The sequence below is a fragment of the Actinomadura sp. 9N407 genome, from assembly GCF_044326315.1.
Classification (GTDB): domain Bacteria; phylum Actinomycetota; class Actinomycetes; order Streptosporangiales; family Streptosporangiaceae; genus Spirillospora.
Genome location: NZ_JBIRAW010000015.1, coordinates 43,256 through 66,367 on the forward strand (window position 1 = coordinate 43,256; position 23,112 = coordinate 66,367).

The window sequence follows — 23,112 nt, forward strand, 5'->3', positions numbered from 1 at the left end:
CCCCGTACGGTCGGGGCATGGGTGAGCGCGGCGGCACGGGCGCCGAGATACGGATCATCGGCGCGGAGCTCGCGGACGGGCTGGAACTGCGCACGCTCGGCCTGGCGGCGCGCGGGAGGCCGGAGCTGCGGGTGTCGGGGCTGGCGCCCTATCTCGGCCAGGGCTGGGCGCGGGTGGTGGCCGTCCTGGCCCAGCGGCTGGCGGCCCTGGACGGCGCGATCCCGGCCGAGCTCGACCTGGCTCCCGAGGTCACGGTCGGCCTGGTGACCAATGAGGGCGACCTCGTACCGGTTCCGCCCGCCGGCTTCACCGGACCGGCGGGCGACTGGCGGCGCGACGTCCTGCTCGCGCTGTTCCCGTCCGCACACTCCTGAACGGCCTCGGGACGTCTCCGGACGGGCGGGCGACCGGCGGGTACCAGGGCGGGTGCGGTCCGGGCGGGCGGCGTTCCTAGAATCCTGTTCTGGTCACACCGGTGACCGGGCGGGCGGTGACCCGTCAGGCGCGAGAAGGGGCCGCAGTGCCGAATACCGAGGCAGGGTCGAACACCGGGGCAGGGTCGAACACCGAGCCGTACAGCGAGATCCGGTACGAGGTTCAGGACGGGATCGCGACGATCACCCTGAACCGGCCGGAGCGGATGAACGCGTACACGTGGGTGATGCGTGGGGAGATGCTCGACGTCTTCGACAGGATCGACGCTGACGACGACGTACGCGTCGTGGTGGTCACCGGGGCCGGCCGGGCCTTCTGCGCCGGCGCCGACCTGGGCGGGGGCGGCGCCACCTTCGACAAGGAGCAGTCGAAGGACATGTTCGCCGGGGAGGACGACGTCCTGGAGGACGGCACCCCGCGCGACGGCGGCGGTACGGTCGCGCTGCGCATCGCGCGCTGCCTGAAGCCGGTCATCGGTGCCTTCAACGGCGCGGCCGTCGGTGTCGGCGTGACGATGACGTTGCCGATGGACATCCGGCTGGCCAGCGAGAAGGCCAAGTTCGGGTTCGTGTTCGCGCGGCGCGGGATCGTCACCGAGGCGGCGTCGAGCTGGTTCCTGCCGCGGCTGGTCGGGGTCGCGCAGGCGATGGAGTGGGCCGCCACCGGCCGCGTCTTCGGTGCCGAGGAGGCCCTGAACGGCGGCCTGGTGTCGCGCGTGTACGCCCCGGACGAGCTGCTGCCCGCCGCGTACGCGCTGGCCCGTGAGATCGCCGACAACACCTCGGCCGTCTCGGTCGCCGCGATCCGCCGCCTGATCTGGTCCGGCCTGTCGGCCCCGTCCCCGTGGGACGCCCACATCGCCGACTCGCGCCTGATGGCGGCCATGGGCGGGGCCCCGGACGCCAACGAGGGCGTCACCTCGTTCCTGGAGAAGCGCGAGGCCGTCTTCCCCATGAAGGTCAGCAAGGACCTCCCCGCCGAAGTCCCCGACTGGCCCGTCCGCTAGACAGTGTTTCAAAGTCCCGGCCCAGGTACTCGCCTGGCGGCTCGCACCTGACCGTGCCTTGTGCGAGCGCGGCATCGCTTCGCGATCTGCCCGGTGAGGCTCGCCTCCGGCATCGCCCCACCGGCCAGGTAACGCGCTCGCGCGGTGGCTGAGGCCACCTTGAGACAGGCCCTAGACCCCTCCCGTTGACTCGTGGCGTGTTCGTCCTTCCCGGATCGAGAAGAGGCGAACACGCCACGAGTCAACGCAGGGGGAGACCGGTATCCGGGTGAGCATCAGGGCCGGCCCGTCCGGCAGCTTGGAGTCGCGAACGGCGACCTGCCGGCCGACCTCGGCGACCTCGGTGCAAATGCCCCACAGGCAGGCATGGAGGGTGACATGCCGCAGGCTCCTGCAGATCACCATGTGTATGGCCAGAGTGACGGAGGGTATGTAGCGCCCGAAGCGACACGTTTCGGGGGTGCGTGGTGCGGAGTCGGAATTTCACCATTCCGCTGGCGGCGGGACTGCTGGCCGCCGGATGCGTCGGGTGTACGGGGCAGGGAACCGGGGACAGCCGCCAGGCCGGAGCGGCGCGGCATCAGGTCGCGCTGAAGAAGGGGGCGTCCTCGCCGTCTCCGACGCCGCCGCCGGCGAGACGGATCGACTGCGTGCAGGTCAAATGCCTGGCGCTCACGTTCGATGACGGTCCGGGCGAGTACACCGGGCAGGTGATGGACGACCTGCGCAAGGCGGGCGCGCGCGCCACGTTCTTCATGCTCGGCCAGAACGTCGGCATGCATAAGGACCTCGTACGGCGGATGGTCATGGAGGGCCACGAGGTCGCCAATCACACGTGGTCCCACGAGGATCTGACCGGCCTGTCTTCCGGCGGCGTGCGTTCGCAGGTGGACCGTACGCAGCAGGCCATCAAGGCGGCGTCCGGGGTCGCGCCCACGATGTTCCGGCCTCCGTACGGGGCGACCGATGCCCAGGTGGGGAAGGCCGTGGGGATGCCGCAGATCATGTGGAGCGTGGACAGTCTGGACTGGCTGCACCGCAATGAGCGCCGGAACGTCCGGGCCGGGGTGAACGAGCCCGAGAAGGGCGGCGTCGTGCTCTTCCATGACATCCACAAGCCGACCGTGACGGCCGTACCGGAGATCGTGTCGGGGCTCGAGAAGCGGGGCTTCACGCTCGTGACGGTGTCGGAGCTGTTCCAGTCCAAGCGGCTCAAGCCGGGGGCCAAGTACACGCACCTTTGGTGACGGCGACGGGTGAGGACGGCAGGTGAAGGCGAACACGGGCCGGCCGGCGGGCGTCGAAGGAACCGACGATTTCTTCGCCTCGCACGGAGGTATGCGTGGAATCCCCTTCGTCACCCGAGCCGGACCTTGAGCCCGAGCACGGTTCAGAGGCCGAGCACGGTCTCGTTTCCGAGCAGGGTGGGACGGTCGAGTTCCGGCCGGCTCCCGCGGGCCGCTGGACGCTGGCGGCTCTCTGCGGCCTCGGGCTCGCCGGGGCGGCCCTGAGCTGGCTGATCCTCGCGGAGGGGCCTGCGGGCCCGCTCCTGTACGGCCTGGGCTACTCCGTGGTGCTCTTCGCCCCCGCGGTGGCGGTCGGGCTCGTGGTCATCGACCGGCGCGGTGTCACGCGGGTGGGACCCGACGGCGTTCAGAACACGCGGTTCGGGAGAACGCGCAGGGTCGCCTGGCACGAGATGGCGGGGTTCGAGGTCCGGACGACGCTCGCCGGACGGTCCGTACGGGTGCGCCTGCGGGAGGGACGTCCGGTCACGCTCGCGGCTCCCGTCCAGGGCAAGGCCGCGCGCGACGAGGACTTCGGGGAGCGGATGGGGACGCTCCAGACCCTGGCCGCGACGTACCGGCACGCGCCGCCGGACCTGAACGCGCGGTCCTCGTGGCGCCCGCGCTCCCGTACGTCCCTGCTGGCGCTCCTGGCGGCCGGTCCGCTGCTGCTGGCGGTCTGGTCACCGTGGCTGGGAACGGGCTGACGCCGAGGTGAGTCAGTCCTGGCCGCGGGGGCGGCGGCGGGGTGGCGGCTGCGGCGGTACGACCTTGGCGGCCACCACGATGTCCTCGGGGACCTCGACCATCTCGCCGGTACGGCGGCGGACCTGGAGCAGTTTGCCGGACCACGATTCGAGCACGCCCACCACGTCGCTGTACTCTCCCGTAGGCAGACGGCGGCGCAGCGAGATCCGCTGACCTACGTCGGCCGGAGTGATGGACACGACCAGCCGCGCGGCGAAGTGGCCGGACATGTGAGTACCCCCCGTGTCGAATCGTCTGAGCCGTGGTGGCAATACTATTCACAGCGAGCGTGCGGTGAGCCGTGACGTGCGGCGGGGCCGGTAACCCGAGAGGAGTCACTGACGTGACCTACGTCATCGCGCAGCCCTGCGTGGACCTGCTCGACAAGGCATGCATTGAGGAATGCCCGGTCGACTGCATCTACGAGGGGAAGCGCCAGCTCTACATCCACCCGGACGAGTGCGTCGACTGTGGTGCGTGCGAGCCGGTTTGCCCGGTTGAGGCCATCTACTACGAGGACGACGTCCCCGAGCAGTGGAAGGACTTCTACAAGGTCAACGTGGAGTTCTTCGACGACCTCGGCTCTCCGGGCGGTGCCTCCAAGGTTGGGAAGATCGACAAGGACCACCCGATCGTCGCCGCACTGCCTCCCCAGGAGCACGACGAGTAGGACCGGGGCGTTCCCGGACACCAGGGTTGCCTGCCCTCGGGGCCGTGGTCTCCTCACGTCGGAGACCACGGCCCTGCGGGTTGCAGAAGGCTGTTGCCCTGGTGAGAAGAGTGTCCGGTGAGAAGACAGTGCACTGTTGAGGATCGTGCACCTGTTGACGATCGTGTGAAGGAGGGGCCAGGGTGCTGACGCTGCCGGATTTCCCGTGGGATCGGCTCGAGCCGTACCGGGAGCGCGCCGCCCGGCACCCCGGCGGCGTGGTCGACCTGTCGGTCGGCACGCCCGTCGACCCGACCCCCGAGCCCATCCGGGCCGCGCTGGCGGCGGCCTCCGACGCGCCCGGCTACCCGACGACGTACGGGACGCCCCGGCTGCGTGAGGCGGTGGCGGGCTGGCTCCGCCGGCGCCTCGGCGTGTCCGGTGCCGATCCGGCCGCGGTACTGCCGGTCATCGGCAGCAAGGAACTGGTGGCCTGGCTGCCGACCCTGCTGGGCGCCGGCCAAGGCGACCGGGTGGTCTTCCCCCAGCTCGCGTACCCGACGTACGACGTCGGCGCGCGGCTCGCGGGAGCCGTCCCGATGGCCGCCGACTCCCTGCTCTCCCTCGGCCCCGCCGTGCCGAAGATCTTCTGGCTGAACTCGCCGTCCAACCCGACCGGCAAGGTGCTGCCCGCCGAGCACCTGCGCAAGGTCGTCTCCTGGGCGCGCGAGCGCGGCACGATCGTGATCAGCGACGAGTGCTACCTGGAGTTCGGCTGGGACGCCGAGCGCCCGCCGGTCTCGGTGCTGCACCCCGACGTGTGCGGCGGCTCGCACGAGGGCCTGCTGGCGGTGAACTCGCTGTCCAAGCGCTCCAACCTGGCCGGCTACCGGGCCGGCATCGTGACCGGCGACCCGGTGCTGGTCAAGCGGCTGCTGGAGGTGCGTAAGCACGCCGGGATGATCGTGCCGGCGCCGGTGCAGGCCGCGATGACGGTGGCGTTCGAGGACGACGCGCACGTGGACGAGCAGCGCGCCCGGTACGCCCGGCGCCGCGAGATCCTGCGTCCCGCGTTCGAGCGGCACGGCTTCCGGATCGACCACTCCGAGGCCGGCCTGTACCTGTGGGCGACGCGGGACGAGCCGTGCTGGGACACCGTCGGCCACCTCGCCGACCTCGGCATCATCGTCGGCCCCGGCGACTTCTACGGCCCGGCGGGCGGCCGGCATGTCCGGATCGCCCTCACCGTCACCGACGAGCGAGTCGACGCGGGCGCCGCGCGCCTCTGATCCGCCTCAAATCCGCCTCTGTGTCGCCCGGAGCCGCCCGAGTCCGCCTGAGTCGCTCCTGGATCCGGTTGGATCCGGTTGGATCCGGTTGGATCCGGATGCGGGCCGGGAGCGATCGCCGGCCGGCGGGAACCCGCGCGGAGGGAGTGACGTCCGAGGTACCGATAGTCATTCTGTGCGGTTGTCTGTAGGATCCCGCGCGTTGCCCGGTTTGCCGTTGTTTTGATGGAGGTGCCCGTGGACGGGCGAATGATTGCCGTCCTGCTGGCGCTCATCCTGTGCGCTCTGATCGTGATCATCGTGCTGATGCTGCGCCGCCGTTCGCCCGCCTCCGCGCCAGGGAGCGCCGCCCCGGCGCCCGTGCCGCGCGATCCGTTCGCCGCCGAGGACCAGGTGGCCGGGGATCCGCGGACGCTCAAGGCCGGTGACATGGTCGAGTACCTCGGTGTCCGCTACTTCGTCCGCGGCTCGCTGCGGTTGCGCGAGGGCGGCTTCACCTGGAGCGAGCACCTGCTCGACGCGGACACCATCGAGGGCGCCAAGGTCTGGATCTCCGTCGAGGAGGACCCCGACCTGGAGGTCGTCTGGTGGACCGAGCAGGAGGTCGGCGACCTCGTACCGGATCGCAAGACCCTCGTCCTGGACGGTGTCGAGTACCGGCGCGACGAGCACGGTACCGCCGACTACACCGGTGAGGGCACCACGGGAGTGGGCGACAAGGGCCGGGTCGAGTACGTCGACTACGAGGCGCCCGGCGGCCGCTACCTGTCGTTCGAGCGGTTCGGCGGCGGTGCGTGGGAGGCCGGTACCGGCGAGCGCGTGCCGACCGGCACCCTGACGATCTACCCCGGAAGCTGACCTCCCTTGCTCACCTCGGTCGATACCCCCTATGCCGACACGCGCGCCGACGCCCTGTCGTTCGCGCTCGGCCTGGCTCCCCTGGAGGCGCTGGCCGTACTGTCCGTCCAGATCCCCGGCGGCCCGGCGGTGGAGTTGCGCCTGCTCGGCGCGTCCCACCAGGTCCTCGTGGCGGCGGACGGTGCGCGCGGCCCGAACGAGGCGGCGTTCAGCGAAACGGTCGCCTGCCTGCCCGGCGACCCCGAACCGCTGCCCGGCCGGATGCGCGCCAGCCAGGGCGGCTGGGCGTACGACTTCACCGCGACCACGGTGACCCATGACGACGACGCGGCGTTCGGCCGTGCCGTGCGGGACCTGCTCGTACGGCTGGACGGGCGCGAGGACGCGCTGACGGGAACGTTCCCCGGCTCGCCGTACGCCGTCACCGCCCTCGCCCTGTCGGCGGAGCCGCTCGTGTTCGCGGACCCGTCCCCCTCGACCCCGCCCGCCGGCCGGACCGGCTGGCGGACCTGGCACGCCTACCCCCAGACCCGGGAGATCGTCATGACGCGGAGCCGGCTGGTGAGCGAGCGATGAGCGCTCCTCGCCGCGGCAGCATGAAGGGGCCGCTGATCGGAGCCGGGCTGATGGCCTCGCTCGGTGCGGTCGTCCTGCTGCTCGCGATGTTCGGCGGCAAGGTGTCGCCGCGCGACCACATCACCAAGAGCTACAAGAAGGTGTCGGCCGGGACGTACACGTCGACGAAGGCACCGCTCGAACTGTCCGAGGACATCACCGACAAGTACAAGACGAAGGAACGCGTCTACACGCCGTCGGGAGTCTTCCTGCGCTACCACAACGCGGTCGTCGGGATCCTGCCGGACGGCAGCGGCTCGCGGATCACCCTCGACACCCCTGAGCGCGGGTACGCCCGCTACCACACCTACGTCGGCGGCAACTGGGGCGGTGCCGGCGGGCGCGCCTCGTCCTTCCGCGGTGGCGGGCCTGGGGAGGGCAAGTGACCTCAGGCGGCGGCGACCAGCCGAAAAAGAACCAGAACCAGAACCAGCCCAAGAAGAACCAGAACCAGCAGAAGAACAAGAACAAGAACAAGAAGAAGCAGGGGCAGACGCAGGCCGAGCGGGTCGCCGCGGAGAAGAGGAAGGCCAACCTGACCGGCGGCGGCTGCCTCGTCGCGATCATCATGGTGGTGGTCGTCGGTCCTGTCCTCTGGGGCATGTACGACTCGGGCGTCTTCGATCGCAACGACAAGGCGATGGAGACCGCGCCGGTCTTCGGTCCCAAGGACGCGGGCAAGCTGGTCGAGCGGCTCTCCGCCGCCACCAAGGCACAGGGCGTCTGCTACGGCTGGGTCATCGACTCGGGCCGCACCAAGCACATCCCCAAGGTGACGCCCTCGTACAGCGGTACGTTCCGTCCCGAGGCGCCGAAGCCCACGGCGCGTCCCACGCCTCCGGCCACGGCCCGTCCCACGACCCCGTCCGGGGCACGGCCCACGCCGCGCGCCACGGCACCCACGCCGCGCGCCACGGTACCCACGCCGCGTACGACGGCACCGCGGGCACGCGGTACGGCACCGGCCACGCCCGGGACCACCCGCCAGGCCGTGCCACGGAGCCCCCGGACCTCGCCGGTGCCCGTTCCCTCCGACATGCTGTCGGCGTACGAGCGGTCCGTGATCGACGAGGACCTGGAGAAGCTGACGGATCGCGGCGTCGAGTACGGGTCCAATCTCGGGGTGGGCGTCGACCCGCGCCAGCGGCCCGCCGACTGCGCGAAGTGGGTCGTGCTGGAGGCCGACTACCTGTACTCGTCGCAGTACCAGGAGTGGTCCTCCGGGTCGACCGAGATCAAGTCGAATCTCGGTGAGCTGGAGGACGTCTCGTCCTACGACCTCGAGCAACTGCTCGGCCAGGACGGCTTCGACGACCCCGACGACATCAACGGGGACAACGGGATCGCCCGGCTCGCGGACCAGATCGGCGTGATGCCGATGGTGGTCTCCATGAACGATCTCGCCCCGCCGGTGCCGGCCCCCGCCGACCAGTCGGCGCCCCCGCCCGGCGACAAGATCGCCCAGTCGGACTTCACCGCACGCAATGTCTTCGTAGGAATCGGGATCGCGCTGATCGCGGGCGGGATGGTCCTGATCATCGTCGCCGCCGTACGGAACCGGAGAGGCACCAGCTCATGATCAACGACATCCTCCAGGAGAGCGGTGCCGCGCTCGCGTACGGCGCGGTCGGCATCGCCCTGATGGCCCTGGGCTACCTGGTGGTCGAGGTGACCACGCCGGGCCATCTCGGGCACCAGATCTGGACCGACCGCAACCGGGGCGCCGCCCTCGTTCTGGCGGCCAAGCTGCTCGGTGTCGGCGCCATCGTCACCACCGCCATCGCCAGCAGCGAGGACCGGCTGGCCGAGGGCATCCTCAGCACCGCCGTCTACGGGCTGCTGGGGATCATCCTGATGACCATCGCGTTCTACGCGCTCGACCTGCTGACGCCCGGCAAGCTCGGTGCCACCGTGGTCGACCCGCGCGACCTGCACCCGGCCTGCTGGGTGGTGGCCGCCTCCGACCTCGCCACGGCGGCGATCGTGGCCGCGGCCATTTCCTGAGCGACGCCTCGGGACCGTACCGGGGGGAGGTCCCTATGTCAGAGAACCCGCAGCACAGCACAGGCACGCAGAGAGACGTCGGCAAGCAGGAGAACACCGGCAAGCAGGTGGACGTCGGCAAGCAGGAAGGCGCCGGCACGCGGCAGAAGGCGGGCACGGCTGTGGCCGAGCCCGAGGAGGAGGCCGCGTCCGGCGCGCCGGAGGAGACCGAGGCTGAGGCTGGAACCGAGGCCCGGCCGGTGGCGCTGCGGCTGCCGGCCAGGGCCGCGCGCACCCTGGTGCTCGCGGCGGTGTTCACCTGCGCCGCCTGCGGCCTGGTGTACGAGCTGGCACTGGTGGCGCTCGGCAGCTACCTGATGGGCAACTCGGTCACGCAGGCGTCGATCGTGCTGTCGGTGATGGTCTTCGCGATGGGCGTCGGCTCGCTGGCCGCCAAGCCGCTGCAGAGCCGTCCGGTCGCCGCTTTCGCGATCGTGGAGGGCGCGCTGGCGCTGCTCGGCGGGCTGTCGGTGCTGATCCTGTACGCGGCGTTCGCCTGGCTGGACCTGTACGTGCCCGCCCTGGTGGTGATCGCGTTCGGGGTCGGCGCGCTGATCGGCGCGGAGATCCCGCTGCTGATGACGCTGCTGCAGCGGATCCGCCGGCAGGACGCGGGCAGCGCGGTCGCCGACCTGTTCGCCGCCGACTACGTGGGCGCGCTGCTCGGCGGGCTGGCGTTCCCGTTCTTCCTGCTGCCGCTGTTCGGGCACATCAAGGGCGCGCTGCTGGTCGGCGCGGTGAACGCGGTGGCCGGCATCGCGGTGGTGCTGTGGCTGTTCCGGCAGGACGTCGGCCGCGGTGTCAGGGTCGGGCTGTGGGCGGGTATGGCGGCCGTGCTGGCCGTCCTCGGAACGACGTACGCGCTGGCCGACGGCTTCGAGATGTCGGCACGCCAGGTCCTCTACCGGGACCCGATCGCGCTGACCCGGCAGACCCCGTACCAGGAGATCGTGCTGACCCGGAAGGTCGCGCTGTCCGGCCGTCCCGACCTGAGGCTGTTCCTGAACGGCGACCTGCAGTTCTCGTCGGTCGACGAGTACCGCTACCACGAGGCCCTGGTGCATCCCGCGATGGCCGGGAAGCGCCGCGACGTGCTGATCCTCGGCGGCGGGGACGGGCTGGCGCTGCGCGAGGTGCTGCGCTATCCGGACGTACGGAGCGTGACGCTGGTCGAGCTGGATCCCGAGATGGTCAAGCTGGCCCGTACCCACAAGGAGATCGCCGCCCTCAACGGGCACGCCTTCGACGACCCCCGGGTCCGTACGGTCACGGCCGACGCGTTCTCCTGGCTCCGTTCCGTGGACCGGAGCTTCGACTCGATCGTCGTGGACATGCCGGATCCGGACGACGTCGCCACCGCCAAGCTGTACTCGGTGGAGTTCTACGGCCTGGTCAAGCGGGCGCTCAACCCGGGCGGCCGGATGGTCGTCCAGTCGGGCTCGCCCTACTTCGCCCCCAACTCGTTCTGGTGCATCGGGAAGACCATCGGCGAGGCGGGGTGGGCGACCGTTCCGTACCACGTGGACGTGCCCAGCTTCGGCGACTGGGGCTATGTGCTGGCCACGCCCACCAGCGAGCCGCCGAAGCTGGAACTGCCGTCCGACCTCCCCGGCGGGCTGCGCTTCCTGGACGCCGACGTGCTCCGATCGGCCGCCGTCTTCGGCAAGGACCTGCGCCGGCGCGACGTCGAGGTGAACACGCTCATGAATCCGCGCCTCGTCGAGTACGAGGGCGACGAATGGAAGAACTCCTAGTCGCCAGTTCCGGACGCCTAGTCGTCAGGTCCCGGACGCCTGGGCGCCAGGTACGGCCCCGCCTGGTCGCGCGGTACGGAGCGTCTGATCGCCCGGTCGACGGCGCGCTGGAACGAGCCGACCAGTGACTGGATCATCAGCGGCTTGAGCTTGGTGGCCAGCTCCAGCAGCCGTTCCCGTTCCTCGGGCGGCCGGCCGCGCTGGCGGTAGGGCTGGACGACGGTGTCCTGGAAGACCGCCTGCAGCTCGGCGGCCAGCTCGGTGGTGTGCCGCTCGACGGTCGCGTGCGCGGCGATCAGCGTGTCCAGCGGCATCGCCGACAGCTCGGCGCCCATCCCGAGCAGCGCGGGACTGATCACCCGGACGCTTCCGGACGGGGTCCGCTCGACCACGCCGAGCGCCTCCAGCTTCGCGACCGCGTCGTCGTCCAGATGGCGGCCCGCCCGCCGGTCCAGCTCGGGCCCGTCCAGCTCCTCGGCCTGCTCGGGTGCCCAGGGGGACAGCAGCGCGCGTTGCAGCGCCAGGTCCTCGGGCGGGGCGTCGGCGGGGATCCGGTCCAGATGCTTCTCGATCGCCGCGAGCGTGAGGCCGAGCGCCTGCAGTTCCCGGACGAGCTCCAGCCGCGCCAGGTGGTCCGCCCCGTACAGGCCCGTACGGCCCCTGAGCCGCGGCGGGGGCAGCAGGCCGCGGCCGGCGTAGAACCGCACCGTACGCACCGTGAAGCCGGTGCGGGCGGCCAGCTCGTCGACCGTCATCTCCTCGGCTGCCGTCTCCTCGGGCATGCGGCCCCTCCCGCTATGTGACAGTCCCAGTGTTACATTGTTTGTGTATCAGTACACACTTACGAGCAGTACCCACTGACGAGAGAGCACCAGGGAGCCGGCGGATGGCACGCGAGATCTTCACGGCGGAGCACGAGGCGTTCCGGGACATGGTCCGGTCCTTCATCGAGAAGGAGATCGCGCCGCACCACGAGCAGTGGGAGAGGGACGGCGTCGTCTCCCGCGAGGTGTGGCTGGCCGCCGGCCGGCAGGGCCTGCTGGGCATCGACATGCCCGAGGAGTACGGGGGCGGGGGCAACGCCGACTACCGCTACTACGTGATCATGAACGAGGAGTTCGCCAAGGCCGGTGTGCACGGCCCCGGGTTCTCGGTGCACAACGACATCAACGGCGGCTACCTGCGCCAGCTGTGCAACGACGAGCAGAAGGCCCGCTGGTTCCCGGGCTACTGCTCCGGCGAGATCATCACCGGTATCGCGATGACCGAGCCCGCGGCGGGCTCGGACCTGCAGGGCATCAAGGCCACCGCGCCCAAGGACGGCGACGACTACGTCCTCAGCGGCTCCAAGACCTTCATCTCCAACGGCATCCTCGCCGACCTGGTGATCGTGGTCGCCAAGACCGACCCGGCCGCCGGCGCCCGGGGCGTCAGCCTGCTGGCCGTCGAGCGCGGCATGGCCGGCTTCGAGCGCGGCCGCAACCTCGACAAGGTCGGCATGCACGCCCAGGACACCGCCGAGCTGTTCTTCGACAACGTCCGGGTCCCCAAGGCCAACCTGCTCGGCGAGGAGGGCATGGGCTTCATCTACCTGATGCAGAACCTCGCCCGCGAGCGCCTGTCCATCGGCGCCACCGCCCAGGCCGCCGCCGAATCCGCGTTCGAGCAGACCCTGGAGTACTGCAAGACCCGCGAGGCGTTCGGCCGCCCGATCGGCAAGTTCCAGCACAACCGCTTCACGCTCGCCGAGATGAAGACCGAGCTCACGGTGACCCGCTCGTTCACCGACGCGTGCATCGTCAAGGAGGGCAAGGGCGAGCTGACCCCCGAAGAGGCGGCGATGCTCAAGTACTGGAACACCGAACTGCTCAAGCGCGTCGTCGACCGCTGCGTCCAGCTGCACGGCGGCTACGGCTACATGACCGAGTACCCGATCGCCAAGGCGTACCAGGACGTCCGGATCCAGACCATCTTCGGCGGCACGACCGAGATCATGAAGGAGATCATCGGCCGCTCCCTCGGCGTCTGACCCCGCCCTCTCGGTTGACTCGTGGCGTGTTCGCCTCGCTGGAGGCGTGCGCGGGCGAACACGCCACGAGTCAACGCGTGATCAGAGGTCGGTGGCGATGATCTTCTCGATGTTGCGCTCGGCGAGCGCGGTGATCGTCACGAACGGGTTGACGGTGGTGTTGCCCGGGATCAGCGAGCCGTCGATGACGTACAGGCCCGGGTGGCCGTGCAGGCGGCCGTGGTTGTCGGTGGCCTTGTTCAGGACCGCTCCACCGAGGGGGTGGTACGTGAGGTGGTCGCCCCAGATCTTGTAGGTACCGAAGAGGTCGGTCCGGTAGATCGTCCCCTCCTTGCGGTTGATCTTGTCGAAGATCGTCTTGGCCATGTCGACGGACGGCTGCTTCCAGGAGGCCTGCCAGTTCAGGTCGGCCTTGCCCGTTGCCGCGTTCCAGGTGAACTGGGCGCGGTTCGGGTTCCTGGTGATCGACAGGTAGAGCGAGGCGTAGGTCTCGATCCCGGTGGGCAGCGGTGCCACCTCGGCGAACGCGCCGCCGGCGTTCCAGTTGTCGATGCCGCCGGTGGGGATGGACGACTGGACGCTTCCGGTCGGGTCCCACATGTGGTTGGCGCGGCCGCACATGACGTTGCCGTTGTCGCCCCAGCCCTTGCCGACCTCGGCGTTCAGGTTCGGCAGCGCGCCGGTGGCCTTCAGCTGGACGAGCAGCTTGCTGGTGCCGACGCTGCCGGCCGCGAAGAACACCCGGTCGGCGGTCACCGTCTTGGTGGCCGTCACGCCGCCGGTGGTGTTGAGCTGCTCGATGGCGACCGTGTAGCCGCCGCCGGACGCGGAACGCACCGAGGTGACCTTGTGCAGCGGCGAGATGGTGACCTTGCCGGTGGCCTTGGCCCGGGCGAGGTAGGTCTGCTGCAGTGACTTCTTGCCGTGGTTGTTGCCGTAGATGACCTCGCCGCGCAGCGCCGACTTGGTGGCGGTCCCGGCCTGTTCCCGCTCCATGTAGTCGAAGTCGTACACGTTCGGCACGAGGACGAACGGGAAGCCGGAACGCTGCGCCTGCTTGCGGCCGACCCTGGCGTACTTGTAGCACTCGGCGCTGTCGAACCAGGCCGGGTCGACGTGGTTCACGCCGAGCCCGGCGTTGGCGCGCGGGTAGTAGACGTTGTACATCTCGTCGGCGTTCACCGAGGGCAGGACGTAACCGAACCTGTCCCGTTCGGGAGTGACCGCCATGCCGCCGTTGACCAGCGAGCCGCCGCCGACGCCGCGGCCCTGGTAGACCCTGATGCCGCTGAAGTCCTCGGCGTCCAGGATCCCGGTGTAGCGGTTGACGTTCTTGTCGATCGGGAAGCCGAGGAAGTTGCTGACCGGCTGCACGGTCCGGGTGCGGAGCCAGAAGGATCGGTCGTCCGGCGTGGTGGTGTTGGCGAAGATGTTGCCGTCCGAGCCGGGGGTGTCCCAGGACATGCCCATCTCGACCATGTGCACGTTCACGCCCGCCTGGGCGAGCCGGAGGGCGGCGACCGAGCCGCCGTAACCGGTGCCGATCACCAGGACCGGGACGCGCTCCCCGTCCCCGATCGGCGCGGCCGCGCGGGCCGCGGTGGCACCACCCGCGCCGACGATCCCCAATCCGAGGATAGAACCTGTTCCAGCCATGAATCCACGACGCGAGATGCCTGTAGGCATGGCGCGATCACTCATGTGACCTTCCTCACTCCAGGTGGAATTGGAACGAGTTCTACATGGCCTCACGGGGTCCAGTCACTATTTACCGATAAGTAACTTTTGTCTGATCACAGAACTCGAAGGGGCAGGTCACAGCGCGCAACCAAATGCTTGCTTCCCAAAAGTCCGGCCCGTTGTTAGCCTCCAGCACATGATCTCCACGATCGTCTGGGGCACCGGCAACGTCGGTCGCCTGGCCATCCGCGCCGTCGACGCCCATCCGGCGCTGGAACTGACCGCCGTCATCGTCCACAACCCCGAGAAGGTCGGCCGCGACGCCGGCGACCTCGGCGGCCTCGACCGCGAGCTGGGGATCGAGGCGACCGCCGATATCGACGCGGTGCTGGCCGCCGCGCCCCAGGCCGTCGTGTACGCGGCGTCCGGCGACATCCGTCCCGACGACGCCCTCGCCGACATCGCCCGCGCGATCCGGGCCGGCGCCGTCGTCGTCACCCCGGCCCTCTACGCGCTGTACGACCCGGTCAACGCCCCGCCCGAGATGCGGGAGACCGTCCTGGACGCCATCAAGGACGGCGGCGGCTCACTGTTCGTCTCCGGCGTCGACCCCGGCTGGGGCAACGACGTCCTGCCGCTGCTGGTCAGCGGGCTCGGCAGCACCGTGGACGTGGTGCGCTGCCAGGAGATCTTCGACTACTCCACCTACGACCAGCCCGACTCGGTCCGGTACCTGGTCGGCATGGGCCAACCGATGGACTACGAGCCGCCGATGCTCGCGGCGACCGTACCGACCATGGTGTGGGGCGGCCAGGTACGGCTCATGGCGCGCGCCCTCGGCGTCGAGCTGGACGAGGTCCGCGAGACCCTGGACCGCCGCCCGCTCGAGGAGACCGTCACCACCACGACCATGGGCGACTTCGAGAAGGGCACCCAGGGCGCCGTCCGCTTCGAGGTCCAGGGCATCGTCGACGGCGAGGCCCGCATCGTCATCGAGCACGTCACCCGCATCCACCCGTCCTGCGCGCCGGACTGGCCCACGCCGCCCGACGGCGTCGGCGCGCACCGGGTGATCATCGAGGGCCGGCCCCGGATCGAGGTCTCGGTCGAGGCCTCCGACGAGGGCGGCAACCGTTCCGCCGGCGGGAACGCCACCGCCGTCGGCCGGCTGGTCGGCGCCATCGACTGGCTCGTGGAGGCCGACCCCGGCCTCTACGACGCGCTCGACGTCCCGATCCGCCCCGCGATCGGCAAGCTCGGAAGGAAGCGTTCGTGAACATCGACATCCCCGAGGGCAAGGACGCCATCGAGTACGTGTGGGGGGAGATGGTCCCCGGCATCGGCCCCGCCGCCGCCGGCCTGTCCCTGGCGGTGTACGCCCACACGACCCTCGGCCTCCGCGAGTTCGAGGCCGCGCGGCTGCGGATCGCGCAGATCAACGGCTGCGTCTTCTGCCTCGACTGGCGCACCGACCGGGACGGCGAGACGGTCGAGGCCGAGTTCGCCGACGCCGTGACCGACTGGCGTACCACCGACGCCTTCGACGACCGCACCCGCCTGGCCGCCGAATACGCCGAACGCTACGCCCTGGACCACCACAACCTGGACGACGAGTTCTGGGCCCGGATGGCCGCCCACTACAGCCAGCAGGAGGTCGTGGAACTGAGCATGAGCATCGGCTCCTGGCTCGCCTTCGGCCGCCTCAACCGCGTCCTGGGCCTGGACACCATGTGCATGCTCCCCAGCAAGCGCTGAGCGGTAAGCGCCGACGCAGTAAGCGCTGACGCCGTGAGCGCTGACGCCGTGAGCGCTGACGCCGTGAGCGCTGACGCCGTGAGCGCTGACGCCGTGAGCGCTGACGCCGTGAGCGCTGACGCCGTGAGCGCTGACGCCGTGAGCGCTGGCGCAGTGAGCGCTGGCGCAGTGAGCACTGGCGCCGTTCAGCCGGGATCGTCGATTCAGCCAGGGTCGTCGATCACGGCCGGGTGGCGCGGGTCGTCCATCTTGACCACGACGTCCGCCGTGCGCCGCGGGTCCGCCTCCGCCTCGTAGCGCTCGTACGCGGGCAGCGTCCAGGCGTCTTCGGCGGGCGTCCGGCGCGCGAGGGCCGCCGCCGACACATGCAGGTGGACGGTCAGCTCGAACGGTAGCCAGCGGCCGAGCATGAGCGTCCCGTCCAGCAGCAGAACCGCGCCGGGCGGGACGTCCACGTATCTTGCGCGCGTGGCCCGATCGGAGGCCTCGTCCCACAGACTCGGCAGCACCTTGCCCGTACCGCCGGGGTCCAGTGGGACGAGGACCTCCCGGAGCAGGCCGCCCACGTCGAGCCGATCGTCGTAGAAGGCATCGGCATCGCGCCGTCCGAACTCGTACCGCAACGACGCCGGCCGCAGGAAGTCACGCGCCGCGACCCGTACGACCTCACGCCCGCGAGCCCGAAGCGGCCCCACCAGCGCATCCGCCAGCTCACCGGGCGCCGCCACCTCAGCCCCATCAACGGCCACCCGGACCCACTCGCCCGGCGACATCGAAGCCAGACGCTCGCTCAGTTCCTCAACGAGCAGTCCAGGGGAGATCGGCCGTACACGCACCCCACCATCCTGCCCGCCGCTGAGCCCGGCCCGGTTGACTCGTGGCGTGTTCGCCTGGAACGAGATGGATAAAGGCGAACACGCCACGAGTCAACGGAAGGGGGCGGCACGGTGAAGGATCGTGGTGTTCGGCTTCTGCCGGGTCAGCCCTTGGTCAGGATGAGGATCTCCGTATTGATCCCGGCACCGACGGCTCCGACGGCCCACAGGGTCGAGGTCCCAGGTACGCGCGCCAGGCCGAGGATGCTGGACGAGCCCGGCGCGGTGGCCTCCAGCCGCCAGGCACCTCCCGTGTAGTGCAGGATTCCCGGCCCGCCGTCCACCTTGTCCGAGTAGTGCGCGACCGCCCAGACGCCGCCCGCCCCGTCGTCGGTGATGGCCGCCGCCCCGGTCCGCTCGCCGAACGACGTGCCGGCGGGCAGCGCGTCCTCGCGCCAGGTGGAGCCGTCCCAGTGGTAGGAGACGGCCAGGTCGACGCCGTTCCTCCAGACGGAACCGGTGACCCACACGTCGTCGTCGGCCAGCGGAAGGACGGAGTGGAGCTCGCCTCTCGCCATCTGAGGAGGCGTGACCGTGCTCCAGGAGGTTCCGTCGTAGCGGGCCGCGTAGCCCTCGTTGGCGCCGGTCTCGCCCACGGCCCACACGTCGCCCGCGACGCGCTGCCGGACGGTGTTGATCGACGCGGAGCCCAGGTCCTGGGGCGTCCAGGTCCCGTCCACCCATCGGAACAACGACGGGCCGCCGGACACCGATCTCGGCTCCCCGGCGGCCCAGGCGCCCGCCGCGTCCGCGTCGAGCGTACGGACGGTGCCGAGTTGGGCCGGCGGCGCGACGTTCTGCCAGACCCCCGCGTCGAGGCGGGCGAAGTAGGGGAGGCCATTGTCATAGCCTCCGCCCGCCCACACGTTCGCCGCCGTCACCGCGTCGACGTGGTGGATCTGCCCCTTCCCCGTCATGCCGGGCGTGCTGATCCAGGACCAGCCGCTCCCGTTCCACTTCTGCAGGACGGGGTTGTGGTGGTCGGTCGACTGGCAGATTCCCAGGCCGCACCAGGGTTCCTGCCTCCATTTCGCCTGGGCGCCGCCGGCGAGCACCGCGTCCGGGCCGGCCGCCGTGACCGTCTGCAGGTCGCTCGAGCCGAAGGTGAACGGGACGGGCTTGACCGTCCAGCCGGTGTCGGCACCGGCGGCGGGCGCCGGACCGGCGACGACGGCCAGCGATGCTCCGATGGACAGGGCGGCGAGCATGGCCGGTACGTTCCGGCGCTCTCGCACCGCATGGATCGTCTTCATCTGCCGGTCAGCCGTTCGTGAGAACTAGCGGGTCCTTGCCGTCCCGCTGGCCGACGGCCCACAGGGTGGACGTGCCGGGCACGCGGGCGATCCCGCGGATCTCGCCCTGCACACCCGTGGCCGTCTGCTCCAACCGCCAGGAGCCGCTGGTGTAGCGCAGGATCTGCGGCTCGCCGCGCGTCACGGGCAGGCTGGGAACGGCCCAGAGCCCGCCCGCCCCGTCGTCGACGAGGCCGTCGGGGTAGTACAAGTAGTAGTTGGCGTTCGCGCTGGAGATGTGGTGGATGCCGCCGCCGAACCGGGCGCCGCCGGGAAGGACGTCCTCCCGCCACTCGGACCCGTTCCAGTGGTACGACGCGTCCTTGCGGACGCCGTTCTCGAAGACGTAGCCGGTGATCCAGACGTCGTCGGCGGCGAGCGGGAGAACGGCGACGAGGCGGCCGCCCTTGCCCTGCACCTGCGGCGGGGTCATGGTGTGCCAGGTCGTGCCGTCGAAGCGGGCCGCGTAGCCGCGTTCGGGCGCGCCACCGCCCTTGGGCACGCGGCCGACGGCCCACACATCGTCCGCGGCGCGCTGCCTGACGCCCTGGATCACCGCGTCCAGCGCGTGCGGTGTCCACGTCCCGTCCGCCCACCGGTAGACGGACGTGCCGCCGTGCAGCGCGGCCTCGCCCCCGAGCCAGGCTCCGGCCGCGTCGCCGTCGAACGACTCCAGGACGCGCAGGCCGGGCGGCACCGCGACCTCCTGCCAGCCCTGAGCGCCGGAGCGGGCGACGTAGGGCGTGCCGGAGCCCTTGCCGTTCGCGGTGTCGCGGCTGCCGGCGGCCCACACGTCGGTCGCCGACACCGCGTCCACGAACTGGATCTGCCCCTTCCCGGGCAGCCCGGGTGTGCTGGTCATCGACCAGCCGCCGCCGTTCCGTTCCTGCAGGACGGGGTTCTGATGGACGGTCGGGCTGCACGGGCCGCCGATGACACCGCAGAAGATCCCTCTCCGGCTGCTGGCCCACTGGTAGCCGCCGATGGTCACGGCGTCCGGGGCGGCGGCCGACACCCCGTACAGGGCACTGGTCCCGAGGGTGAACGGGCTCGACCCGACGGTCCACGCGGAGTCGGCTCGCGCCGCTGGGGCGGCGACGGTCAGGGTGGCGGCGGTCAGTACGGCGACGGCGGCCGGGGCGGCGCGGCGCAGCGGCGAAATCTGGGCGATCTTCACCTCACGCACTCTTCGGCAGGGCGTACGGGAACTCTTGTGCGGGTGGTGACAACTTCACCGGCCGGGCCGCGCCGCACGCTGGGCGGAATGGCGCAATGTGTCAATCGGGACGGGCGGACCCGCGTAAGATCGCCACCTCACGCACCATCTGGCGGGCGGCCCGAGGACGTTCTGTCCGCCGCCCGACGACTCCAGGGAGCGCGGCGTGGCGCGGCAAGGGCATGACCGTCCAGGGTGCCGACCGGGCACCGCGCGCGAGCGGCTCCTCGACGCCGCGTACGCGATGGTGGAGGACGGCGACTGGGAGTCGCTGCGGCTCGCGCAGATCGCCCGGGCCGCCGGGACCAGCCGCCAGACCGCCTACAACGAGTTCGGCTCCAAGATCGGGCTGGGCAGGGCCCTCATCGAACGCGAGGTGGACGTCCTCGTCGGCGGCGTCCAGGAGCGCATGGACCGGCACCTCGGCGACCTGCCCGCGGCGGTGGAGGCCGCGGTGCTCTTCGTCCTCACCGAGGCCGGCCGGCGGACGCTGCTGAAGACCGTCCTCGGCGCCGGCAGGTACCCCGACGACCAGCTGGTCGCCCTCGCCACCCGAGGCGGCGTACCGCTGCTCACGGAGGTGATCGCAGCGTTCCGCGCCTACGCGGACGCGACGTGGCCGGACGTCCCGCACCCCGTCCGGGACGTGCTGCTGGAGACGCTGATGCGGGCGACGGTCAGCCACGTGGTCGCACCGCTGCACGGCCCCGCCGAGGTCGCCCGCGACCTCGGCGCACTGACCCGCCTGGTGGTCCGCCCGGACGGCCACGGACCATGATCGGCCGGAGTGCGAGCGGGCGGCCTGGCGGGCTGTGTAGCGAGAGAAGTCGGCTTCCAGCGGCCGTTGCCGCCGAACCCTTCTAAGATCATCCGGTATGTCTCCTGCCGACGATCAGCTCCGCGAACTCGTTCGCCGCTTCGCCACGCTCGACATGACCGGGTGGGACGATGCCGCGTTCGACCGGGCCCTCACGCACCTCGACTGGCGACCTCCGCAGCCCTCCGCTGAGGAACCGCGACGCGAGCTCAAGTACCCCCGGATGTGGAACTACGAGGACTACCGCCAGGGCTGCCACGGGGAGTCCCACGAGGAGTACGACACCGGCCTCGGCACCGGTCTCGGGGAGGTGGCCCGGCACGGCTCCGAGACCGGCTCCGAGATCTCCGTACCGGTGGGGGAGGGTACGGACCTCTTCCTCCGGCTGCGCTCGGCCCTCGAAGACACCCTCGGCCCGCCGATGATCACGCGGGGACCCGGGCCGCTGCTGCGCTGGCACCATCCGGCGCAGCTGCTGGAACTCGAACATGCCAGCGGCTACACGTCCTTGAGGGTCGTCCCCACCGAGGCCGTGGAGAAGGATGAGTACACCTCGGCGAAATGGGCCGAGCCCGAACACGGGCTCGAGCAACTCGGCTACTGGCAGGTGGCCGGCCCTGGCGCGGATTGGACCCCAGGCGGCTACTGGGCCGACGACTGGTCCCAATTCGAGGAACGGCTGGCGACCACGCTGCGATCGGTCGTCCAGGACTTCGCCCTTTTGGACGGTCCCGGTCATTTCACCGTGGTCGTGCGTACCCCGGAAAATTACCGATTCGTGCAGTGGACCACCCTCGCCGACTGGACGCTGCAAATCCAGGCGCGCGTCCCCGACGATCTCGGCCACGCCTGGTCCGAGCCGATGGCCGAACTGGGCTGGCGGCCCTCGGACCCATCCGACATCGAGGGGATGGTGGTCCGCGACTTCAGGGTGCTCGGCCCGCAGGAGGCCACGACCGCGGCGCGCATGCTGGTCGGCGCGCTGCAGGCCTACGGCGTCGCCTACGAAGATCTCTGGTACGAGCTGATCTCCCCGAACGTGGACCTGTTCGGGATCGGGCTCCCCAACCGCCACGGGGGCCGCATCTGAAGTCAGGGACCGTCGTGGACCGATGTCACCGGACAGTCCCTGCGGTGGACCTGCCAGCTGTCCCTCGGGCTCGGCGCCGAACTAGCCCAAGCCTCGAGTGCGGAGTGCCTGTACCGAGGAGAGCCGTCGGTCAGATGGGCATGAGGGCCCAAACGATCTTGCCCTCGCCCGTCGCGGACGGGCGGATGCCGGCTTCCTTGGCATAGGCGGCGATGATGGCGAGGCCCCGGCCGTTCTCGTCCGTTGCGGAACTGTCGCGGGCGATGGGGAGCGCGGGGGCAGGGTCCCAGCATTCCAAGAGGGGCGCCTGATCTTGGAGGGCGCAGCGGAGGCGGAGTCGGCTGCCTTTCGCCGCGGCGACGGCGTTGGTGACGATCTCACTCATCACGAGCATGGAGTCGTGGACGATCTCGCCCCGGTAGCCCCAGTTGGTGAGGGCGTAGCGAACGAGCTCCCGGGCCAGGACCACGGACGATGGTTCAGCCAGCAGAGTCAGTCGGATTTCGGGAATTTCGGGCGCCATTGTGGGCTGTTCTTGATCGTTCATGGAGGACCATCCTGAAGTTGACGGATTGTGTCCTCACTCTGCGTGTTCGCACGCTAACGTGAAATGAATCGCGGTGAGCGCGATACACCGGAGGTGAACGGTGAGCGTTCGAGAGTCCATCGACCCGAACTCCTCGTTGTGGGCCTGGCTGGCCTTTGACCTGTGGCTTTACCGTACTCAGCGAGGCCTCTCGCTGGCCCAGGTAGGAAAGATCGTTCACGTGACGCGGGCGACTGTATCCAACTGGGAAGCGGGCCGACTCCGGCCGCGGGATACGTACCTCAAGCGCCTGGACGAGGCATGGAACACCGGTGGCCACTTCGAGAGGCTGTTCATGTTCGCCTGTAATGGACACGACCCCGACTGGTACAAGCAGTACCTGACGTACGAGCAGGCTGCCACGAACATCGAGGTCTACCACGGCAAGACCATCCCGGCGCTTCTGCAGACAGAGGCGTACACCCGGAGCCTGGTCGCTGATAGCGGGCACGGGCTGGATGTCGAGGAGGAGGCCGAGGTACGCCGGAAGCGGCAGGAGATCCTGGCCAAGGAAGATGCACCGTATCTCTGGGTTCTCCTCGATCAGGAGGCACTTGAATGCGCGGTGGGCACCCCCGAGGTGATGCGGGAACAACTTGCCCACCTGGTCGAGGTTGGCAGCCTTCCTCGAGTGACCATCCGTATTGTTCCGAGGTCTGCAGGGCGACATCCCGGACATGATGGGCCAATCCAGATCCTCCGGGTAGGCTCCCGTGAGGTGGCGTATGTCGGTGCACAACTGGGCGGGCGGCTCATCGAGGGTGGAGACGAGACCGCCGCGCTCGCGCTCCGATTCGCTCAGATTGGAGCCGTCGCCTTGTCGAAGAACGACTCTCGAGAACTGATCGAGAAGACGATGAGGACGTACACGAGTGACCCAGTGGCGTAAGAGTTCCCGTAGCGGCGGCGACAGTGACCCGGCCTGTGTGGAGTTGGCGAGGCAGGCCGACGCGGTCCTGGTCAGAGACTCGAAGGATCCCGACGGTGATCGGCTGTCCTTCCAGTCGGCGGCTTTCGCTGGGCTTCTCGTGCGGGTGAAGCGCGGGGAATTCAGCCTGTAGCGGCCTGCGGACCGGTCGACCGGCTGTCG

At 70.2% G+C, this 23,112-nt stretch carries 27 protein-coding genes; 19 read left to right on the top strand and 8 right to left on the bottom strand.

Translation table 11 applies throughout. The features are described from left to right. The first annotated feature begins 17 nt into the window (after positions 1 to 17). Both ACH34Q_RS23715 and ACH34Q_RS23720 read left to right on the top strand, forming a co-directional pair. Positions 18 to 374, top strand: coding sequence for a hypothetical protein (locus ACH34Q_RS23715; RefSeq protein WP_395985226.1), 357 nt, complete (start codon positions 18 to 20; stop codon positions 372 to 374). A gap of 146 nt (positions 375 to 520) precedes the next feature. Beyond that, positions 521 to 1,441: an enoyl-CoA hydratase-related protein gene (locus ACH34Q_RS23720; protein WP_395985227.1), complete on the top strand. Its 921-nt coding sequence runs from the start codon at positions 521 to 523 to the stop codon at positions 1,439 to 1,441. Between the two features lie 171 nt (positions 1,442 to 1,612). On the opposite strand, the gene ACH34Q_RS23725 is transcribed toward ACH34Q_RS23720, so the two are convergent. Beyond that, positions 1,613 to 1,846, bottom strand: a complete 234-nt coding sequence (locus tag ACH34Q_RS23725; RefSeq protein WP_395985228.1) for a DUF397 domain-containing protein — start codon at positions 1,844 to 1,846, stop codon at positions 1,613 to 1,615. Between the two features lie 62 nt (positions 1,847 to 1,908). Between ACH34Q_RS23725 and ACH34Q_RS23730 the strand changes: the two genes are divergently transcribed. Beyond that, the gene (locus tag ACH34Q_RS23730) at positions 1,909 to 2,688 is read left to right on the top strand and encodes a polysaccharide deacetylase family protein (protein WP_395985229.1); all 780 of its coding nucleotides are present in this window, start codon (positions 1,909 to 1,911) and stop codon (positions 2,686 to 2,688) included. Between the two features lie 95 nt (positions 2,689 to 2,783). Further along, entirely contained in the window at positions 2,784 to 3,434 is a 651-nt protein-coding gene (locus tag ACH34Q_RS23735; RefSeq protein WP_395985230.1) for a hypothetical protein, read from the top strand. Between the two features lie 12 nt (positions 3,435 to 3,446). Here ACH34Q_RS23735 and ACH34Q_RS23740 read toward each other — a convergent pair whose 3' ends face one another. Continuing rightward, positions 3,447 to 3,704 (bottom strand): hypothetical protein, encoded by a 258-nt coding sequence (locus ACH34Q_RS23740; RefSeq protein WP_395985231.1) that lies wholly within the window; start codon positions 3,702 to 3,704, stop codon positions 3,447 to 3,449. A 113-nt stretch (positions 3,705 to 3,817) separates the two neighbouring features. On the opposite strand from ACH34Q_RS23740, the gene fdxA reads away from it, so the two are divergent. The 8 genes from fdxA (at position 3,818) to ACH34Q_RS23780 (ending at position 10,682) form a co-directional block, all read left to right on the top strand. Then, entirely contained in the window at positions 3,818 to 4,144 is a 327-nt protein-coding gene (fdxA, locus tag ACH34Q_RS23745) for a ferredoxin (protein WP_366613636.1), read from the top strand. 182 nt (positions 4,145 to 4,326) lie between these two features. Then, complete coding sequence (gene dapC, locus ACH34Q_RS23750) at positions 4,327 to 5,412, top strand: succinyldiaminopimelate transaminase (RefSeq protein ID WP_395985232.1); 1,086 nt, start codon at positions 4,327 to 4,329, stop codon at positions 5,410 to 5,412. Positions 5,413 to 5,661: 249 nt separating this feature from the next. Then, on the top strand, positions 5,662 to 6,270 hold the full coding sequence (locus ACH34Q_RS23755) for a DUF4178 domain-containing protein (RefSeq protein ID WP_395985381.1): 609 nt from the start codon (positions 5,662 to 5,664) through the stop codon (positions 6,268 to 6,270). Positions 6,271 to 6,276: 6 nt separating this feature from the next. Further along, entirely contained in the window at positions 6,277 to 6,846 is a 570-nt protein-coding gene (locus ACH34Q_RS23760; protein ID WP_395985233.1) for a DUF2617 family protein, read from the top strand. Further along, entirely contained in the window at positions 6,843 to 7,271 is a 429-nt protein-coding gene (locus ACH34Q_RS23765; protein ID WP_395985234.1) for a DUF4247 domain-containing protein, read from the top strand. Before ACH34Q_RS23760 ends, ACH34Q_RS23765 begins: the two co-directional genes overlap by 4 nt. Continuing rightward, on the top strand, positions 7,268 to 8,464 hold the full coding sequence (locus ACH34Q_RS23770; protein ID WP_395985235.1) for a hypothetical protein: 1,197 nt from the start codon (positions 7,268 to 7,270) through the stop codon (positions 8,462 to 8,464). The genes ACH34Q_RS23765 and ACH34Q_RS23770 overlap by 4 nt, the downstream gene beginning before the upstream one ends. Beyond that, the gene (locus ACH34Q_RS23775; protein WP_395985236.1) at positions 8,461 to 8,889 is read left to right on the top strand and encodes a DUF350 domain-containing protein; all 429 of its coding nucleotides are present in this window, start codon (positions 8,461 to 8,463) and stop codon (positions 8,887 to 8,889) included. Before ACH34Q_RS23770 ends, ACH34Q_RS23775 begins: the two co-directional genes overlap by 4 nt. Positions 8,890 to 8,924: 35 nt before the next feature. After that, positions 8,925 to 10,682 carry a polyamine aminopropyltransferase gene (locus ACH34Q_RS23780; protein WP_395985237.1) on the top strand — a complete coding sequence of 586 codons (1,758 nt, stop codon included), beginning with the start codon at positions 8,925 to 8,927 and terminating at the stop codon, positions 10,680 to 10,682. 17 nt (positions 10,683 to 10,699) lie between these two features. Here ACH34Q_RS23780 and ACH34Q_RS23785 read toward each other — a convergent pair whose 3' ends face one another. Next, entirely contained in the window at positions 10,700 to 11,464 is a 765-nt protein-coding gene (locus ACH34Q_RS23785; protein ID WP_395985238.1) for a MerR family transcriptional regulator, read from the bottom strand. A 104-nt stretch (positions 11,465 to 11,568) separates the two neighbouring features. Here ACH34Q_RS23785 and ACH34Q_RS23790 point away from each other — a divergent pair, with 104 nt between their 5' ends. Then, a complete protein-coding gene (locus tag ACH34Q_RS23790; protein ID WP_395985239.1) occupies positions 11,569 to 12,711 on the top strand; it encodes an acyl-CoA dehydrogenase family protein in 1,143 nt (380 codons plus the stop codon). An 81-nt stretch (positions 12,712 to 12,792) separates the two neighbouring features. Here ACH34Q_RS23790 and ACH34Q_RS23795 read toward each other — a convergent pair whose 3' ends face one another. Next, the gene (locus ACH34Q_RS23795; protein ID WP_395985240.1) at positions 12,793 to 14,340 is read right to left on the bottom strand and encodes a GMC oxidoreductase; all 1,548 of its coding nucleotides are present in this window, start codon (positions 14,338 to 14,340) and stop codon (positions 12,793 to 12,795) included. A gap of 247 nt (positions 14,341 to 14,587) precedes the next feature. Between ACH34Q_RS23795 and ACH34Q_RS23800 the strand changes: the two genes are divergently transcribed. After that, complete coding sequence (locus ACH34Q_RS23800) at positions 14,588 to 15,667, top strand: dihydrodipicolinate reductase (protein ID WP_395985241.1); 1,080 nt, start codon at positions 14,588 to 14,590, stop codon at positions 15,665 to 15,667. Then, a complete protein-coding gene (locus ACH34Q_RS23805; RefSeq protein WP_395985242.1) occupies positions 15,664 to 16,146 on the top strand; it encodes a carboxymuconolactone decarboxylase family protein in 483 nt (160 codons plus the stop codon). Before ACH34Q_RS23800 ends, ACH34Q_RS23805 begins: the two co-directional genes overlap by 4 nt. A 203-nt stretch (positions 16,147 to 16,349) precedes the next feature. Here ACH34Q_RS23805 and ACH34Q_RS23810 read toward each other — a convergent pair whose 3' ends face one another. From ACH34Q_RS23810 to ACH34Q_RS23820, 3 genes are all read right to left on the bottom strand, one after another. Then, complete coding sequence (locus ACH34Q_RS23810; RefSeq protein WP_395985243.1) at positions 16,350 to 16,982, bottom strand: uridine kinase; 633 nt, start codon at positions 16,980 to 16,982, stop codon at positions 16,350 to 16,352. 143 nt (positions 16,983 to 17,125) lie between these two features. Then, a complete protein-coding gene (locus ACH34Q_RS23815) occupies positions 17,126 to 18,256 on the bottom strand; it encodes a hypothetical protein (RefSeq protein WP_395985244.1) in 1,131 nt (376 codons plus the stop codon). Positions 18,257 to 18,281: 25 nt separating this feature from the next. Next, positions 18,282 to 19,490, bottom strand: a complete 1,209-nt coding sequence (locus tag ACH34Q_RS23820; RefSeq protein WP_395985245.1) for a hypothetical protein — start codon at positions 19,488 to 19,490, stop codon at positions 18,282 to 18,284. Positions 19,491 to 19,695: 205 nt separating this feature from the next. Between ACH34Q_RS23820 and ACH34Q_RS23825 the strand changes: the two genes are divergently transcribed. Continuing rightward, a complete protein-coding gene (locus ACH34Q_RS23825; RefSeq protein ID WP_395985246.1) occupies positions 19,696 to 20,307 on the top strand; it encodes a TetR family transcriptional regulator in 612 nt (203 codons plus the stop codon). Positions 20,308 to 20,404: 97 nt separating this feature from the next. Continuing rightward, a complete protein-coding gene (locus ACH34Q_RS23830) occupies positions 20,405 to 21,436 on the top strand; it encodes a TY-Chap domain-containing protein (RefSeq protein ID WP_395985247.1) in 1,032 nt (343 codons plus the stop codon). Positions 21,437 to 21,566: 130 nt separating this feature from the next. Here ACH34Q_RS23830 and ACH34Q_RS23835 read toward each other — a convergent pair whose 3' ends face one another. After that, complete coding sequence (locus tag ACH34Q_RS23835) at positions 21,567 to 21,983, bottom strand: ATP-binding protein (protein ID WP_395985248.1); 417 nt, start codon at positions 21,981 to 21,983, stop codon at positions 21,567 to 21,569. Between the two features lie 100 nt (positions 21,984 to 22,083). Here ACH34Q_RS23835 and ACH34Q_RS23840 point away from each other — a divergent pair, with 100 nt between their 5' ends. Continuing rightward, positions 22,084 to 22,911 carry a helix-turn-helix domain-containing protein gene (locus ACH34Q_RS23840; RefSeq protein ID WP_395985249.1) on the top strand — a complete coding sequence of 276 codons (828 nt, stop codon included), beginning with the start codon at positions 22,084 to 22,086 and terminating at the stop codon, positions 22,909 to 22,911. A gap of 37 nt (positions 22,912 to 22,948) precedes the next feature. Next, the gene (locus tag ACH34Q_RS23845; protein ID WP_395985382.1) at positions 22,949 to 23,083 is read left to right on the top strand and encodes a DUF397 domain-containing protein; all 135 of its coding nucleotides are present in this window, start codon (positions 22,949 to 22,951) and stop codon (positions 23,081 to 23,083) included. Positions 23,084 to 23,112: the final 29 nt, after the last annotated feature.